This window comes from Streptomyces sp. NBC_00038, from assembly GCF_026343635.1.
In the GTDB taxonomy this organism is placed as follows: Bacteria; Actinomycetota; Actinomycetes; order Streptomycetales; family Streptomycetaceae; genus Streptomyces.
On record NZ_JAPELQ010000001.1, the window covers coordinates 7,895,228 to 7,912,817 of the forward strand.

The window sequence follows — 17,590 nt, forward strand, 5'->3', positions numbered from 1 at the left end:
CCGGTGTTCCTTGCGAGCTTGCCGCATGCGGGGCCTGTCGGCGGCACTGGCGTACGGACGGGTGCTGCCGGGATCGTGCGTGCCGGTACAGGGCGTACGACAGTTGCGGCCTCGGAGGCGGGGGTTCGAGACGCGTTTCGCCAGGTGCTGCCATCTCGGCCGGCCTGCGCGGGTGCTTCCTCGTGACGCTTGGCCGTACGTCCTCTCAGTAGCCGTACGCCCTGTCGGCGCGCCGGGGAGGTTGGTCGCCCCGCTTTTGGCTGACGGAGGCAGCGGCCTTGGGCTGCGAATGACTCGGGCTCAGCGGGCGGCTGCCCGGCGCAGTACCTCCGAGGCGGCGCCGCCGGTGCGTGGCAGCAGCGGTGGTGCCTCCGTCGCCGTGAAGGACTCCGGGGGTGAATCCGTGTTCGGACGGCGTCCGCCGCGGCCCTCGCCGAGGACCTGCCAGCCGTCACGCGTCAGTGTGATGTACGCCCCACAGCGCAGCCCGTGGAGCGTGCAGGCGTCCCGCAGCCCCCACATCCACGCCCCGTCCTCCTCCGTCCAACGCGCGTCGCCGTCACGGCAGTAGAGCAGCACAGCCGTCCGCACCGGAGTGCGGCGCCGCAGGTCGTGCGGGATGACCCGGCGCAGCTGCGCCAGCAGCGCGTTGCGGAACATCCAGCCGTCCGCCGGATCGGGACGCCGGGTGAACGAGGCGCTCGCGCTCAGCCGCTCGTCCGGATCAAGGACGGCCACGACCGCGGTCGCGGGCCTTGGCCGGTGCCGCGCGTGCAGTCCGCTGACGACCTCACGGGGATTGCGCAGCAGCGGAATCCCGGCGGAGGCCCACTCGGCGGGTTCGAGCATCCGGGCCAGCGGGTCGGTGGAAGCGGCGGACAGATCGGCAGACGTCGACAAGGATGCCGCCGAGGACGGAGCGAATCCGAAGGTCACGTTCCTCCCTTCGGCTACGCGCCCACACTGCGGGCGGGGGTCGGACTTGGGGGAGCGCGCCGCGGCACAGCCCTACCGGACCACCGATGAGGCGTGCGGGGAGCGATCCCAATTCTTCCTGTCGAACTGGGATGCGGCAACGAGCAATTGGGGCCACCGACCGGTTTCCGGCTATACGTCGCCTATATCCCTGCCCACTGTTCTTGGTGGCGACACGAGAGTCACGCTTGCACGGCGAGGACCAGCGGCAACACCCCCTGCGCACCGGCTCGTCGAAGCATGCGCGCGGCCACCGCGAGAGTCCAGCCGGTCTCCGTCGCGTCATCCACGAGCAGCACGGGACCGTCCGCTGTTTTCAGAGCGGCAGCCAGCTCGGGTGACACGGTGAGTGCTCCGTCGAGCGCCTTGAGCCGCTGGGCGCTGTTGCTCCGGGAGATCTGGGCGGCCGCACCGACGTACTCCACGGAACCCAGCAGCGGCAGCCGGCCGATCTCCGCGATCCGCGCGCCCAGCGACTGGATGAGCTGCGGACGCGCCCGCGAGGCCACGGTGACGACACCGGCCGGGCGAGGCTGTGCGTCGGGCTGCCCCGAGGCCCAGCCGCCGGGTCCCTTCGCCCAGTCGGTCAGCACACCGACCACGGCTTTGGCGACATCGTCCGGCACGGGTCCGTCCGGTGCCTGGGGCGCGAGGATCGGCCGCAGCCGGTTGCCCCAGCCGATGTCCGAGAGTCGCCCCAAAGCGCGCCCCGGCGCGGCCTGTTCGCCGACCGGGATACGTCCCTTCAGGTCGACGCCGACCGCCGGCAGGCCCGTCGGCCACATCTTCCGGGGCTCGACCTCGACGCCCGCGCGCCCGAGCTCGCCATTGGCCGTGTCCAGCGCCCCGGGGGACACGGACGCCTCGAACCGGGCTCCCGCGCAGGTGTCGCAGCGCCCGCACGGTGCCGCTCCCTCGTCGTCCAGCTGCCGCCGAAGGAACTCCATACGGCAGCCGGTCGTCGTGATGTAGTCGCGCATCGCCTGCTGCTCGGTCGCCCGCTGCTTGGCCACCCAGGCGTAGCGCTCGGTGTCGTACGTCCACGGTGTGCCCGTGGAGATCCAGCCGCCCTGTACGCGCCGCACCGCCCCGTCCACGTCGAGCACCTTGAGCATCGTTTCCAGGCGGGACCGGCGCAGCTCCACCAGTGGTTCCAGGGCGGGGAGCGACAACGGCCTGCCTGCCTGGGCCAGTACATCCAGCGTGCGGCGCACCTGCTCCTCCGGAGGAAAGGCGATCGATGCGAAGTACTGCCAGATCGCCTGGTCCTCCTTGCCCGGCAGGAGCAGCACTTCCGCGTGTTCCACTCCGCGGCCCGCGCGTCCCACCTGCTGGTAGTACGCGATGGGGGAGGAGGGCGAACCCAGGTGAACCACGAATCCGAGATCGGGCTTGTCGAAGCCCATGCCCAGCGCTGAGGTGGCGACCAAAGCCTTGACGCGGTTGGCGAGCAGGTCCTCCTCGGCCTGCTGACGGTCCGCGTTCTCCGTCTTTCCGGTGTACGACGCCACCGTGTGCCCGCACTGGCGCAGGAAGGCGGTGACTTCCTCGGCGGCGGCCACGGTGAGCGTGTAGATGATGCCCGAGCCCGGCAGGTCACCGAGGTGCTCGGCGAGCCATGCCATCCGGTGGGCGGCGTCCGGGAGCCTCAGCACGCCGAGGCTCAGGCTTTCCCGGTCGAGCGGCCCGCGCAGGACGAGGGCGTCCGTGCTGACTCCGGTACCCAACTGCTCGGCTACATCGGCCGTCACGCGCGCGTTGGCCGTCGCGGTGGTGGCCAGGACGGGAACGCCGGGCGGGAGATCGGCGAGCATGGTGCGCAGCCGACGGTAGTCCGGCCGGAAATCGTGGCCCCAGTCGGAGATGCAGTGCGCCTCGTCGACCACGAGCAGGCCCGTCGCTGCGGCCAGCTTGGGCAGCACCTGGTCCCGGAAGTCGGGATTGTTGAGCCGCTCCGGGCTCACCAGGAGAACGTCGACCTCGCTCGCCGCGACCTCGGCCTGGATCGTCTCCCACTCCTCCGTGTTGGACGAGTTGATGGTCCTCGCGCGGATTCCCGCGCGTGCCGCCGCCTCCACCTGGTTGCGCATGAGCGCGAGGAGCGGCGAGACGATGACGGTGGGCCCGGCGCCGCGCTCGCGCAGCAGGGCGGTCGCGACGAAGTACACCGCGGACTTGCCCCAGCCGGTGCGCTGCACGACCAGGGCTCTGCGCTTGTCGGCCACCAGGGCCTCAATGGCACGCCACTGATCCTCGCGCAGCCGGGCCTCGCCGGGCCGGGCGCCGACGAGGCGGGCCAGCACGGCATCGGCCGCAATACGCAGTTCTTCACTGGCCGTGGGTCGCGGGTCTTCGTTGGTCATGGCCCCATGCAACCCGATGGGTCGGACATCGCGCGAACGAGGCCGGTGAGCTGTGGACAAATCCTGTCGTGTTCATGGTCATGGTTATCCACAGGGCAAAGCGGAATTTTGAGATTCGCGGGATGGTCACGGCATGACGAATCACGACGAAGCGGCCGGCTGGTCCGGCGACATGTACGGCAAGACGTCCGACGAAAGGTCTGACGAAAGGTCTGACGAAAGGTCCGACGACACGTCCGACAACGGATTCGGTGGCGGGCGAGTCGAGCCCACGGAGCCGGCCGGGCGTATTGGCGGCGCCGGTCGCGCGGGCCATGGCGGGACCGGGCAGTACACGGGGCACGGCACCCCCGAGCCGGATCCAGCGGCCGATACCCGCGGGCAGCGCGCGGGACACGGCGCCCCCGGCGGCCCGTGTGGCGAGCATCAGGTGACCCTGCGCACACCGGCGGAACTGGCCGACGCCCTGCCGTATTTGCTGGGGTACCGGCCCGAGGACAGCATCGTGCTGGTCGCCCTGCACGACGGAGAGCGGCGCGGTCGCTTCGGCGGGCGTGCTCGACTCGGCATCCCCGCCAACGCCGACGACTGGCCGTCCGTGGCCGAGCAGCTGGCGCAGGGGCTGGTGAAGGGAAGTGAGCGCCGAGGTGTCCGTCCCGAGAGCATGGTCGCCTACCTCTGCCAGGAACCGGCACGCGGTGAGACGGGACGGGAGGTCATGGAACGGCTGCGCTCGCTGGCGCAGTTGCTGCGTACGGCTTGCGGCCGCCTCGACGTTCCGGTGATCGAGGCCCTCTGCATCTCCGACGGTCGCTTCTGGTCGTACTGCTGCCCGGGCCAGGGGTGTTGTTCGCCCGAGGGTGAGTCGATGGGCCTGCCCGGCACCTCGGTTCTCGCCGCGGCCGCGACTTATGCCGGACTCCAGGTGCGGGGCACCCTGCGGGAACTGACGGCCAGGCTCGTTCCGTGGGAGACGGCGGTCGCGCTGGAGCAGGAAGTCGCGCTCGACACGGCGAGCATGGCCCTCGTTCCCAGGATTCTGGACGGCGAGAACCGTGCCGCTGTCGCCAAGGAGACCCTCGAACTCGCTCAGCGGGTCATGGTTCGGTTCGCCGACGCTCCACCGGTGTCCGGGACACGTCCGGCGGACCTGCGTGACGACGGCCTCGTGGAGTATGAGGAGGCGGCCACCTTGATCCTCGGTCTTCAGGACCGCACGACCCGCGACCGTGCCGCCGAGTGGATGGAGGGCAAGGAGGCCGGACCCGCCCTGCGGCTGTGGCGAGCCTTGGCGCGCCGCTGCGTCGGCCCCTACCGCGAACACGCCGCGGCACCCCTCACGCTTGCCGGGTGGGTCGCCTGGTCGACCGGTGACGAGCTTGAAGCGCGCGAGGCTCTGGCCATGGCTCTCGGTGCCGATCCCGATTACCTCTTCGCCCGCCTCCTCCACCAGGCGTGCAACGAGGGCCTGGACCCGGAATCGGTCCGCCGCTGCCTGCGCGCGGAACGCACCGACCGTGTCGTAGCGGGGACCGAGCAGCCCAAGGGTCTCGCGGCACCGCTCGAGGCAGCTGAACCGGCGCAGGGTTCCCGGTCGGCCGGACCAGTGGTTGGACCTGTGGCCCTGTCACAGTCACTCGACGTCGTGGCGTCCTCGACCGACGTTGGTCCGGGCGAAGGAGCGTCTCAGCCGCCAGGTACCGCGGCCCGGCGCCGTCGCCGGGCGCGTCCGGCAGGGAGCGGCGAAGCGCGTCCGAGTCGACGGACTCCTGGGGGAGGCAGTGCCCGGCGGCGTCGGCCCACGGATGGGGTCTCGCCCGCCGGGGACGGACCAGGACGTGCTGCCGAGGGCGCGAGCAATCGGTCACGGGCCCGCCGTGAGGGCGGTAGGCATGGTGCGGAGGAAGACACGTGAGCACCGGCTCCCATCGAGCCGACGACGGCGTACGGCACCTCCGGCGCGCAGGGGACAACGGCTGCGCAGCCCCGGGCCTGAGCGTCGGCGACGCCGAGCATGCCGACAGTGCACTTCGGCGGCGCGTCACGCCCCGCCCGCCGCCCCACCGCCATTCGGTCGGCTTGCCCGGCCGAGAGCGTGACCCCGGGCGGGGCCGCTCCGTTCACCTGAGTGGCGGAACCGTGGCCCGGGCCGCGCCGCCGCAACGTCCCCGACCCTCCGGAGCCCCCACCCGGCGCCGAGTGCGCCCAAGGCGCGCCGAGCGCGGAGGAAACCGCCCCATGTCCTTGCCCACCCCGTCCTCGGCCCCCGACGGCGACCGTCCGCCCCTACGCAAGACCCCGCAGCCCTTCACGAGTCGCAGCGGCCCATTGAACCCGCGCGCTGCAAGGGACAGCGCCCGGCCCAACTTCACGGCGGCAGGCGGCTCCCTGGCTCCCCAAGCGTCGCTGCCCACGCCGCCCCGGACTGTGGACCTGCCCCCCGTCCACACTGCCCTGATCTGTGTTGCCCTGCCGGGACTGGCGATCTCCACGGATCAGGGGCAACTGACCGGCCAGGGGCTGGAGGGCTTCTACCGCGCGGGACGGCGGATGCTCTCCCGGTGCCAGGTCCGGGTCGCCGGACGCGAACCGCTCGCGATTCAGGCCCGGATGCTCGCGGCCGACCGTGCTCGCTTCGTGGGGACGCTGCGCGCCTCCGCCGACGGAGGCCCGGATCCCGACGTCGTCGTCGAACGGACACGGCACGCGGACGGCACCGAGCGGATCACCCTGCGGAGCGCGGCCACCCGTACGCTTCGGCTGCCCGTCGAAGTCGCCCTGGGTACCGATTTCGCGGAACTGAGCTCGGTGGCCGCGGGCAGAGCCGGGCCCGAACTGCCCGCCAGCGTCCACGACTCCGGCCTGCGCTGGTCCTGTGCCGCAGGACACTCGGCAGTCACCGCCGATCCGCCGCCCACCGACGCACTGGCCTCCGCTGGACTGCTCCGCTGGGAGTTCGAACTGCCGCCCGGCGGCACCCGGAGCGTGGAGCTGCGCGTCCGGCCGGACGGCGCCGGGGTCGGCAGAGCGGTGGGACGCGGCTCGACAAGCCCGTTCGCCGAGGCCCGGGCAGCGGGCGACGACCCAAGGGTCCAGGCACTCCTGCACTCCTGCGTCGAGGATCTCCGGGCTCTGTTGGTGCGGGACCCCGGGCACCCTTCCGACACACACCTCGCGGCCGGGGCTCCCTGGCGGTGCGGCCTGGCCCCGGCCGAAGCGCTGGCCGCGGCGCGTATGACCTTGCCGCTCGGAACCCGGCTCGCAGCGGGCACCCTGCGGAGTCTCGCGCGTACCCAACTCGCGGGCCCGCGGTCCGGACTGATTCCCGGACCGCGCAGGGACGCGGGCCCGCACCTGCCGCCGGGGTGCACGGCAACCGAGGCGACCCTGTTGTTCCCCGTGCTCCTCGCGGAGGCCCGGCGCTGGGGGCTCGCGGCGCAAGAGGTCGAGGAGCTTCTGCCCACGGCCGAGCGGTGCCTCGAGTGGCTGCGGACTGCTGTCGGCGACAGCACCTACCTCCCCGACTCGTACCCCGGCGGGCCGCTCCGCTGCGAGACACAGGCGCACGCCCACCGGGCGGCGCTGCTGGGCGCCGACCTGCTCGACGCTCACGGCCGGCCGGGTAGCGCGGGGCTGCGGCAGTGGGCCCAGGCGCTGCGGACCGCGTTCCGCGAGGACTTCTGGGTGGAAGACCGGGGAGGAGGCAGACCGGCGGCCGCCCGCTCCCCGGACGGACGCCTCGTGCCGCATCTCGGCGCAGCCACTGCCCACCTCCTCGACACCGGTCTGCTCGGCTCCGGCGCGACTGCCCCCGGCCTGCTCGACAAGGTGCAGACCGAGCAGCTCGCGCGGCTGCTCGGTGGCCCCGACATGGACTCGGGGTGGGGGCTGCGCAGCCTCGGGGTGAAGGAGGCCGCGTACAACCCGTTCGGCCATCGCGCCGGCGCCGTACGCGTTCAGGAGAGCGCGGTCGCCGTCGCGGGGCTGGCCGCCGCGGGCTATGAGAAGGAGGCGAGCTCGCTGCTGCGCGGAGTGCTCGCGGCGGCCGAGGCCTTCGGCCACCGGCTGCCCGAGATGTACGCGGGGGAGCAGCGCGCGCAGGGCAGCGCGCCGCTGGCCCATCCCGCGGCCTGCCGACCCGCGGCCACGGCGGCCGCTGCGGGCGTACTGCTCCTCACCGCCCTCGCGGGGATCCGCCCGGACGCCCCGGCCGGGACGGTGACTCTGCGCCCGGTCCGCAGCGCTCCGCTGGGCGAGATCGGGCTGACGGGGCTGCGGATCGCGGGCGCCCCCTTCTCCGTACGCGTCAGCAGGCTCGGCCTGGCCATGGTCGAGGAAGCGGCAGAAGGGCTGCAGTTGGGAGTGTGACCTTGCGTGAAGCGTCTGCGGACGGCGACCGGCCGCGGTCGGGGAGACCTGTACCGGACGGAAGTGGATCAGCCGTGGAAGCGGTCGGCGAAGGGCGTGTTTATCGTCAGGCAGACGACTATGATCGCGGCATGCCCTACGACCCGTCAGCCTTTCCGCCCTTCGCCGTGACCGTGGACCTGGTTGTGCTGACAGTGCGCCGCCACGCCCTGTGTGCGCTGGCGGTACGCAGGGGCGAGCAGCCGTTCCAGGGTCGGTGGGCGCTGCCGGGCGGCTTCGTACGGACCGACGAGGATCTGGCGCAGGCGGCGGCGCGTGAGCTGGTCGAGGAGACCGGGCTGTGCGCCCACGACCCGTCCGCTCCAGCCCAGGACAACGGTGCACACCTGGAGCAGCTCGCGACGTACGGCGACCCCAAGCGCGACCCGCGGATGCGGGTGGTCAGCGTCGCCCATCTCGCCCTTGCCCCCGATCTGCCCGCGCCCAGGGCGGGCGGCGACGCCAACAGCGCGCGCTGGGCGCCCGTCGAGGAGCTGCTGCAGCAGGGCGGCTACGGCCGTGACGGCGAGCAGGCGGCACCCCTCGCCTTCGACCACGCGCAGATCCTCTCGGACGGCGTGGAGCGCGCCCGGTCCAAGATCGAGTACTCGTCGCTGGCCACCGCCTTCTGTCCGACGGAATTCACCGTCGGGGAGCTGCGAAGGGTGTACGAGGCCGTCTGGGGTGTGGTGCTCGACCCGCGCAACTTCCATCGCAAGGTGACGGGCACTCCGGGCTTCCTGGTGCCCACGGGCGGTACGACCACCCGCCAGGGCGGCCGGCCGGCCCAGCTTTTCCGCGCGGGCGGTGCCACGCTGCTCAATCCACCGATGCTGCGCCCCGAGGTCTGACGAAGAGCGGAGAACGCAGGTCCGGGCGTTGAGGGCCGGAGTGTCCCCGTGAGCGCCCCGAGTCCCGTCCGAGACGAGCCTCAAGATGCCCGCAAAATCAGACATTTCGCGCTATCTTGCTTCGGGTGATCCAGGCCATCGGACTGACCAGCAACCCACGCAAGGAGCTTCCGCCCGCCGTCGACGACGTGTCCTTCGAGGCGCGCGGGGGCCGGGTCACAGCGATCGTCGGAGCCCCGGGTGCGGGCAAGACGACGGTGCTGAAGCTCCTGCTCGAACTCCAACAGGGCCGCGGAATCACCTACTTCAGAGGCCGCCCGCTGCACCGGATCGCTCACCCGTCGCGCGAAGTCGGCGTACTCCTGGGCGAGGTGCCGGGCCATCCGGCGCGGACCGTCCGTGGCCAGCTCCGCATGCTGTGCGCCGCCGCCGGTGTGCCCGTGCGGCGTGCCGACGAAGTCCTCGAAGTGGTGGGGCTCGTCAGCCTGCGCGACGAGCGCCTGGGCACGCTGTCACGGGGCATGGACCGACGCCTCGGTCTGGCGTGCGCACTGCTGTCCGACCCGCACACCCTCGTCCTCGACGACCCGGCCGATGGGCTCTCCGCCCGCGAAGGCCGTTGGCTGCATGGGATTCTGCGCGCGCATGCGGCCCAGGGCGGCACGGTGCTGTTCACCACGGACGACCCCAAGGAGGCCGCGCACACCGCAGACCGGGTCGTCACGCTGGAAGCGGGCCGACTCGTCGCCGACCAGGAGGTCGCGGACTTCGCCCGCACCCGGCTGCGGCCCCGAGTCGCCGTCCGCAGCCCGCACGCCGCCCGGCTCGGTGCCCTGCTGACAAAGGAGGCCCGCACCGCGCGGCGTTCCGTCGAGATCGTGCGCGAGGACGGCAACCGGCTCTCGGTGTACGGCAGCACGTGTGCCGACGTCGGGGAGACCGCCTTCCGGCACGGCGTCCTCGTACACCAACTCGCCGACGAAATCGGCGACATGGGGCCCCTCGCCGCGCCGCCGGCCGAGGGCGACGCGCACCCTGGCGACGAGTCGCGCCCAGCCGCGACGCCGACCGTGGACGGCCTGTCGCCCCTCCCGCCGCCCATCGCCGTGCGCCAGGCGCCCAGCCCCCTGCGCCCCCTGCGCTACGAACTGCGCCGCGCCGCCGGAGTCGGCACCGGATACCTCACCACGGTCGCAGTCCTCGCCGTCTCAGCCCTCATGTCCGTGCTGCTGGCCAGAATCGGTCACACGCCCCAGCCGCGCCTGCTGGCCGCCTGGCCGCAAGAGCTCCCGCTGCCGCCGGCCGCCCTCGGTGCGGGACTGCTCGGCGCGATCGCCTTCGGCGACGAGTTCCGCCACCCCGCCCTGGCCGCGGACCGCGGCACCGTCCCCCGCCGCCTGGGACTGCTCACCGCCAAACTCCTCGTCGCCTCGGTCACCGCGCTGATGCTGGCTCTTCTCACCATCGGATGCGACCTCGAAGCGCTCTATCTCGTCTACGGACGGGAGCTCACCGGAGTTCCCGCCGACTGGCTGTCCCTGAGCGCGAGTTGGACCGGCCTCGTGGTGGGCTGCGCCTGGGCGGGCGTGCTGGCCGCGGGCATCTTCCGGTCCACGACCGCCGGGCTCGCGGCGGTGCTCGCCGTGCCGATCCTCGTCGTACCGCTCGTACAAAAGGTCTTGGAGGGGCCGTCTGTGCGGACCGCGGCCGGGTTCTCCGGAAGGCTGCGAGAGCTGATGCTGATGCAGTGGCCGTTCGGAGGAGAGCGCTATCTGGCGGCCGGCGTGCGGATGGTCGCCCAACCTGTGGGCGGTGCGCTGATGTTGTCGCTGACCGCTCTGCTCTGCGCATATCTGCTCACGACACTGCGGAGCAGGGTCCGATGACGACCGTCGGCGCCTCTCCGGTTCCGTGGTGCGCACAACTCCCCGGAGAACGTCCATTTCTTTCCGATAAGGCGTCAATTGCGACGGGGTGAGCGATCACCCTTTCGTGTGCTTTTCACCAAAGACCTCAAGGGAGTTGGGGACAGCGCCGACAAAGGATCCGTGAGTACCCTTGCGCAGACCATGATGACCGCCGCCCGCTCCGCAGACTCCGGCCTGGCCGGCCCGGGCGAACTCGACCGCTATCCCTATGCCGAGGCCCCTGGTGCCGGCCGCGTGGGTCCCCCCGCGTGGGAGAGCGCGGACCCTGAGCTGGGCCGCGTGGGCCGGCGTGCCGCGGGCAGCCGCGGACGCGGGCTGCACGGTCAACTCGTCCAGCAGCTCGGCCAGATGATCGTCTCCGGCGACCTGGGCGCGGACCGCCCGCTCGTTCCCGAGGAGATCGGTCAGCGGTTCGAGGTCTCCCGTACCGTCGTTCGTGAATCGCTCCGCGTCCTGGAGGCGAAGGGGCTGGTCAGCGCCCGCCCCAACGTCGGTACGCGGGTGCGCCCGGTCAGCGACTGGAATCTCCTGGACCCGGACATCATCGAATGGCGGGCCTTCGGACCGCAGCGCGACGATCAGCGACGTGAGCTGAGCGAGCTGCGCTGGACGATCGAGCCGCTCGCCGCCCGTCTTGCCGCGGGTCACGGGCGTGAGGAGGTCCAGCAGCGGCTCGGCGACATGGTCGAGATCATGGGCCATTCCATGGCGCAGGGTGACTCCCTCACCTTCTCGCGGGCCGACGCGGAGTTCCACGCGCTGCTCATCCAGCTCGCGGGCAACCGGATGCTGGAGCACCTCTCCGGGATCGTGTCGGCCGCGCTCCAGGTCTCCGGCAACCCCGTCACCGGCTGTGACCGGCCGAACGACGCCTCCCTGGGGCACCACGCCCGGATCGTCGAGGCCCTCGCCGCGGCCGACGGCGCGGCGGCCGAGGCGGCCATGCGGCAACTGCTCACCGTCCATCCTGAGGTGGAGCGCGTGGTGCCCGCGCCGCGCGAGCACTGACCGCGCACCGAGGGCGGCACGGTCGGGGGCGTGTGCCCTCTCGTGGCATCGCCCGGCCGGCGAACCATCTCCCGCGGGACCCCGTCGGATCCTCCATGGACCTGGCGGGGTCCGGCGGTGTGAGGGGCGGCGGACCGATCGGCTGACCTTCTCTGACCGTATCTGGCCGCTTTTGCGCGCTTACGGGGTGTGACTCGGGCCACGCAGATTGGGCGTAACGCTTGCCGAGGCAGCGCGATGACCTAAGAGGTGGCAGCCGAGGAGGGAATACAGACGCCGTTCATGGCGCTGTGCATCTTCCCGGCCCCCGCCCGCGCCGTCGGCCCATCCCCAAGTCGGCGGTCGTCGGTTCCTGTCCGTTGTGGACGGGGCCGGAAGCCGTTTTCCAACGTTCCGAGAGGTTGTTCGTGTCGGCCAGCACATCCCGTACGCTCCCGCCGGAGATCGCCGAGTCCGTCTCTGTCATGGCGCTCATCGAGCGGGGAAAGGCTGAGGGGCAGATCGCCGGCGATGACGTGCGTCGGGCCTTCGAAGCTGACCAGATTCCGGCCACTCAGTGGAAGAACGTACTGCGCAGCCTCAACCAGATCCTCGAGGAAGAGGGTGTGACGCTGATGGTCAGTGCCGCGGAGCCAAAGCGCCCCCGAAAGAGCGTCGCAGCGAAGAGTCCGGCCAAGCGCACCGCCACCAAGACGGTCGCGGCGAAGACGGTGACCACCAAGAAGGCCACCGCCACCGCCGCCCCGGCCGTGCCCGCCGCCGACGACCCGGCTGAGGACGCGACCGCCGAGAAGTCCGCTGCCAAGAAGACGACCGCCAAGAAGGCGGTCGCGAAGAAGACGGTCGCCAAGAAGGCCGCCGTCGCGAAGAAGACCACCGCCAAGAAGGACGATGCGGAACTGGTCGACGACGATGCGGCCGAGGAGACCCCCGGCGGCAAGCCCGGCGAAGAGGAAGAGGAGGGGGCCGAGAACAAGGGCTTCGTCCTCTCCGACGACGACGAGGACGACGCGCCGGCCCAGCAGGTCGCCGTGGCCGGTGCCACCGCCGACCCGGTCAAGGACTACCTCAAGCAGATCGGCAAGGTCCCCCTCCTCAACGCCGAGCAGGAGGTCGAGCTCGCCAAGCGCATCGAGGCCGGTCTGTTCGCCGAGGACAAGCTGGCCAACGCCGACAAGCTGGCCCCCAAGCTCAAGCGCGAGCTGGAGATCATCGCTGAGGACGGGCGCCGCGCCAAGAACCACCTCCTGGAGGCCAACCTCCGTCTGGTGGTCTCCCTGGCCAAGCGCTACACCGGCCGCGGCATGCTCTTCCTGGACCTCATCCAGGAGGGCAACCTCGGTCTGATCCGCGCGGTCGAGAAGTTCGACTACACCAAGGGCTACAAGTTCTCCACGTACGCCACCTGGTGGATCCGTCAGGCGATCACCCGCGCCATGGCCGACCAGGCCCGCACCATCCGTATCCCGGTGCACATGGTCGAGGTCATCAACAAGCTCGCGCGCGTGCAGCGCCAGATGCTCCAGGACCTGGGCCGCGAGCCCACCCCGGAGGAGCTGGCCAAGGAGCTCGACATGACCCCTGAAAAGGTCATCGAGGTCCAGAAGTACGGCCGTGAGCCGATCTCCCTCCACACCCCCCTGGGTGAGGACGGCGACAGCGAGTTCGGTGACCTCATCGAGGACTCCGAGGCAGTCGTCCCGGCCGACGCGGTCAGCTTCACGCTCCTCCAGGAGCAGCTGCACTCCGTACTCGACACCCTGTCCGAGCGCGAGGCGGGCGTCGTCTCGATGCGCTTCGGTCTCACCGACGGTCAGCCGAAGACCCTCGACGAGATCGGCAAGGTGTACGGCGTGACGCGCGAGCGGATCCGCCAGATCGAGTCCAAGACGATGTCGAAACTGCGTCACCCGTCGCGCTCGCAGGTGCTGCGCGACTACCTCGACTAGGTCTCGGCCGTACGTCACTGAGGGCCCGGCTCCCACGGGGGAGCCGGGCCCTCAGTCTGTGCGCGGAGTGCGAGCCCCCGCTCACTGGATCACTCTGGGTTTTCCATGACCATCCCAGAGTGAGGAGCGCGCATGCGCCGTCCCTTTGCCTCGGCACTGGCCCTCGCGGCCGCTGCGGTCGCGATACCGCTGGCTTCCCCCGCCCCGGCTGCGGCCGACAGCATCATCATCGGCGGCTTTCCGGTCGAGATCTCCGAGACTCCGTGGACAGTGGCGCTGTCCAGCCGTGACCGGTTCGGAGGTACGCGCGCGGGACAGTTCTGCGGCGGCGTGGTGATCAGCCCTTCCACGGTCCTGACCGCGGCCCACTGCCTGGGGACGGACGTGCTGGGGGCGCCGCCGCAACAGGTCCGCGACCTGAAGGTCGTCGCCGGCCGGGGAGACCTGCTGTCGGGCGACGGCAAGGAGATCGCGGTGAGCGGCATCTGGGTCAACCCCGAGTACGACAGCTATACGAACGCCGGGGACTTCGGCGTGCTCACCCTCGCCTCGCCGCTTCCCGACAGCTCGGTCGTCCGTATGGCGCCCGCTGGAGACGCTGCGTACGCGCCGGGTACGGCCGCCGTGGTCTACGGCTGGGGCGATACGACGGGCGGCGGCGACTATGCGCGCAGTCTGCGGGCCGCGCGTGTGAGCGTGCTCCCCGATGACGCCTGTGAGCGCGCTTATCCGGGCAGCTCCGTCGGCACCTACCAGGCGGCGTCCATGCTGTGCGCCGGGGAGCTCACGGGCGGGCGGGACGCCTGCCAGGGGGACAGCGGCGGGCCGCTGGTGGCCCAGGGGCGGCTCATCGGCCTGGTGTCGTGGGGGAGCGGCTGTGGGCGGGCAGGGAGCCCCGGTGTCTACACACGGGTCTCCGATGTCGTCCGGAGGCTCGGCGGGAGCCGCTGAGCGCTTCCCGTGGCGCGGTACGAGTACGGGCGGCCACTCCCTGTGTCCAGGGAGTGGCCGCCCGTACACCGGCCTGATGCCGGCACCCGCTCGTCGTTGATGCGAAGTGTCAGCGTTCTTCGTCGTTGACGCTTTCCGGAACGGACGTCAGTCGCTCCGTCTCGTCCTGTATCTCAGCGGCGATCTTCTTGAGTTCCGGCTCGAACTTGCGACCGTGGTGGGCGCAGAAGAGCAGTTCTCCGCCGCTCAGGAGGACGACGCGCAGATATGCCTGGGCGCCGCAACGGTCGCAGCGGTCAGCGGCCGTCAGCGGGCTCGCGGGGGTCAGAACAGTAGTCACGTCGCCTCTTCTCTAGCTCGACGAGCTGTCGTACCAGGGTCAACATCCAACCAGGCCGAAAACGTTCCCGCTCGTGGCTTTTCCTCGAAAATTTCTCTCCGGGGCGGCTGTCTGCTGCCAGGTGGCGGCGAATGGGCCGTATTGCGTGTCTTCGTGTCTTACGGGTTCGCGCTGTCTGTCAGGGGGTCGGTCCTCCCGGCTGGCTTGCCGGTTGTTCATGAGGACGTGCCCGGAGCCTAAATGGTTCATGCCCCGAAGGGAACGTGATATGTACTTCACTCCATCGAGGGATCGAACACCCATACGACCCTGGACTAGTCTGAGTTCGTGCGAGGGTGGCGTTACAACGGCTCTACCAGGCCTCGGTACCCTCTCAGCGGGGACCGAAGCCCGGCCCTTACCCAAAAGGGCCCCATTTGAAATTCAGCGAGGAGCGAACCGCGTGACCGCCGAGACGTCCGTGCCGTCCACTGCGTTGCTGACCGGAGCAGACCGGGACGGTTCCAACTACACCGCGCGGCACCTGCTCGTCCTCGAGGGGCTCGAGGCCGTGCGCAAGCGCCCGGGCATGTACATCGGGTCGACCGACAGCCGCGGCCTGATGCACTGCCTCTGGGAGATCATCGACAACTCCGTGGACGAGGCCCTGGGGGGCTACTGCGACCACATCGAGGTGATCCTGCACGACGACGCCTCGGTGGAGGTGCGGGACAACGGCCGTGGCATCCCGGTGGACGTGGAGCCCAAGACCGGCCTCTCCGGTGTCGAGGTCGTGATGACCAAGCTGCACGCCGGCGGAAAGTTCGGCGGCGGCTCGTACGCGGCCTCCGGCGGTCTGCACGGCGTCGGCGCCTCCGTGGTGAACGCGCTCTCCGCCCGCCTGGACATCGAGGTGGACCGCAGCGGCAACACCCACGCGGTGAGCTTCCGGCGCGGCACCCCGGGCGAGTTCAAGGCGGACGGTCCCGACGCGGCCTTCGACGCCGCGGGCGGGCTGCGCAAGCTCAAGCGGATCCCCAAGACCCGCACCGGCACGCGCGTGCGCTACTGGGCCGACCGTCAGATCTTCCTCAAGGACGCCAAGCTCTCCTTGGAGGGCCTGCACCAGCGAGCCCGTCAGACCGCCTTCCTGGTGCCGGGCCTGACCATCGTCGTGCGCGACGAGTACGGGCTCGGGGAGGGCGGCAGCAAGGGCGAGGAGTCCTTCCGCTTCGACGGCGGCATCAGCGAGTTCTGTGAGTACCTGGCCACCGACAAGCCGGTCTGCGACGTCCTCCGTTTCTCCGGACAGGGCAGCTTCAAGGAGACCGTCCCGGTCCTCGACGACCACGGGCAGATGACGCCGACCGAGGTCACCCGCGAGCTGGGTGTCGATGTCGCGATGCGCTGGGGCACCGGGTACGACACGACTCTCCGGTCGTTCGTGAACATCATCGCCACGCCCAAGGGCGGCACCCACGTCGCAGGCTTCGAGCAGGCGGTCGCCAAGACGATGAACGAGGTGCTGCGGGCCAAGAAGCTGCTGCGCGTCGCCGAGGACGACATCGTCAAGGACGACGCGCTGGAGGGCCTGACCGTAGTCGTCACCGTCCGCCTCGCCGAGCCGCAGTTCGAGGGCCAGACCAAGGAGATCCTGGGCACCTCGGCGGCGCGCCGCATCGTGACGAACGTCGTGTCAAAGGAGCTCAAGGACTTCCTGACCTCCACGAAGCGGGACGCTGCCGCGCAGGCCCGGGTCGTGATGGAGAAGGCCGTCGCCGCCGCCCGTACGCGGATCGCGGCCCGTCAGCACAAGGACGCGCAGCGTCGGAAGACGGCCCTGGAGTCCTCCTCGCTGCCCGCCAAGCTGGCCGACTGCCGCAGTGACGACGTCGGACGCAGCGAGCTGTTCATCGTCGAGGGTGACTCCGCGCTGGGTACGGCCAAGCTCGCCCGGAACTCCGAGTTCCAGGCGTTGCTGCCGATCCGGGGCAAGATCCTGAACGTCCAGAAGGCGTCCGTCACGGACATGCTCAAGAACGCCGAGTGCGGCGCGATCATCCAGGTCATAGGGGCCGGGTCCGGTCGGACCTTCGACATCGACGCGGCCCGCTACGGCAAGATCATCATGATGACCGATGCCGATGTGGACGGGTCCCACATCCGCACGCTGCTGCTGACGCTGTTCCAGCGCTACATGCGGCCGATGGTCGAGGCCGGGCGGGTGTTCGCGGCGGTTCCGCCGCTGCACCGGATTGAGCTCAGCCAGCCCAAGAAGGGGCAGGACAAGTACATCTACACGTACTCGGACCGTGAGCTGCGGGAGACGGTGCTCGAGCTGCAGCGCAAGAACGTGCGGTACAAGGACTCGATCCAGCGGTACAAGGGTCTCGGTGAGATGGATGCCGACCAGCTGGCCGAGACCACGATGGATCCGCGCCATCGGACTCTGCGGCGGATCAACATTTCTGACCTGGAGGCGTCCGAGCAGGTGTTTGACCTGCTGATGGGGAATGACGTGGCTCCGCGTAAGGAGTTCATTTCGAGTTCGGCGGCTACGTTGGATCGGTCTCGTATCGATGCGTAGGCGCGGCTGCTGGGCTGTGGCTGGCGCCTGCCGGTCGGTGGGGGGTCGGGGCCGGGGGCCGGTACATCCGCCCGTCGCCGATGGACACTTTGGTTTGTTGGATGGCTTGGCTTCGGTGTGACCACGTATGCGACGGGCATTTGATGTACCGGCCCCCGGCCCCTTCCGTGCGTGGGCGGCTGCGGGTGCGTTTCCGGCGGGGGGACCTCTCCAGCCGGTTCGGCTTGTGAGGATCCGGTTCGGCTTCTGAGG

General features: G+C 70.6%; 11 protein-coding genes. 8 read left to right on the forward strand and 3 right to left on the reverse strand.

Annotated elements, in window-relative coordinates:
* Nucleotides 1-300 precede the first annotated feature (300 nt).
* Complete coding sequence (locus OG219_RS35655; protein WP_266833595.1) at nucleotides 301-936, reverse strand: hypothetical protein; 636 nt, start codon at nucleotides 934-936, stop codon at nucleotides 301-303.
* Between the two features lie 221 nt (nucleotides 937-1,157).
* Nucleotides 1,158-3,338, reverse strand: a complete 2,181-nt coding sequence (locus tag OG219_RS35660; protein ID WP_266833597.1) for a RecQ family ATP-dependent DNA helicase — start codon at nucleotides 3,336-3,338, stop codon at nucleotides 1,158-1,160.
* A gap of 133 nt (nucleotides 3,339-3,471) precedes the next feature.
* Here OG219_RS35660 and OG219_RS35665 point away from each other — a divergent pair, with 133 nt between their 5' ends.
* The 7 genes from OG219_RS35665 to OG219_RS35695 all read left to right on the forward strand — a co-directional run bounded on the left by OG219_RS35665 (nucleotide 3,472) and on the right by OG219_RS35695 (nucleotide 14,432).
* Nucleotides 3,472-5,253, forward strand: a complete 1,782-nt coding sequence (locus OG219_RS35665; protein ID WP_266833599.1) for a DUF4192 domain-containing protein — start codon at nucleotides 3,472-3,474, stop codon at nucleotides 5,251-5,253.
* A 323-nt stretch (nucleotides 5,254-5,576) separates the two neighbouring features.
* Nucleotides 5,577-7,706 carry a glycogen debranching N-terminal domain-containing protein gene (locus tag OG219_RS35670; protein ID WP_266833601.1) on the forward strand — a complete coding sequence of 710 codons (2,130 nt, stop codon included), beginning with the start codon at nucleotides 5,577-5,579 and terminating at the stop codon, nucleotides 7,704-7,706.
* 131 nt (nucleotides 7,707-7,837) lie between these two features.
* On the forward strand, nucleotides 7,838-8,596 hold the full coding sequence (locus OG219_RS35675) for an NUDIX hydrolase (protein ID WP_266833603.1): 759 nt from the start codon (nucleotides 7,838-7,840) through the stop codon (nucleotides 8,594-8,596).
* Nucleotides 8,597-8,721: 125 nt separating this feature from the next.
* Nucleotides 8,722-10,482, forward strand: coding sequence for an ATP-binding cassette domain-containing protein (locus OG219_RS35680; protein ID WP_266833605.1), 1,761 nt, complete (start codon nucleotides 8,722-8,724; stop codon nucleotides 10,480-10,482).
* 162 nt (nucleotides 10,483-10,644) lie between these two features.
* Nucleotides 10,645-11,532, forward strand: coding sequence for a FadR/GntR family transcriptional regulator (locus OG219_RS35685; RefSeq protein WP_266833607.1), 888 nt, complete (start codon nucleotides 10,645-10,647; stop codon nucleotides 11,530-11,532).
* Nucleotides 11,533-11,939: 407 nt separating this feature from the next.
* Complete coding sequence (locus OG219_RS35690) at nucleotides 11,940-13,481, forward strand: RNA polymerase sigma factor (RefSeq protein ID WP_266833609.1); 1,542 nt, start codon at nucleotides 11,940-11,942, stop codon at nucleotides 13,479-13,481.
* Between the two features lie 132 nt (nucleotides 13,482-13,613).
* Nucleotides 13,614-14,432, forward strand: a complete 819-nt coding sequence (locus OG219_RS35695) for a serine protease (RefSeq protein ID WP_266833611.1) — start codon at nucleotides 13,614-13,616, stop codon at nucleotides 14,430-14,432.
* Nucleotides 14,433-14,541: 109 nt separating this feature from the next.
* Here the strand turns inward: OG219_RS35695 and OG219_RS35700 are convergent, their stop codons facing one another.
* Nucleotides 14,542-14,772 carry a hypothetical protein gene (locus tag OG219_RS35700; RefSeq protein ID WP_121406526.1) on the reverse strand — a complete coding sequence of 77 codons (231 nt, stop codon included), beginning with the start codon at nucleotides 14,770-14,772 and terminating at the stop codon, nucleotides 14,542-14,544.
* Nucleotides 14,773-15,214: 442 nt separating this feature from the next.
* Between OG219_RS35700 and OG219_RS35705 the strand changes: the two genes are divergently transcribed.
* On the forward strand, nucleotides 15,215-17,338 hold the full coding sequence (locus OG219_RS35705; RefSeq protein ID WP_266833614.1) for a type IIA DNA topoisomerase subunit B: 2,124 nt from the start codon (nucleotides 15,215-15,217) through the stop codon (nucleotides 17,336-17,338).
* Nucleotides 17,339-17,590 lie beyond the last annotated feature (252 nt).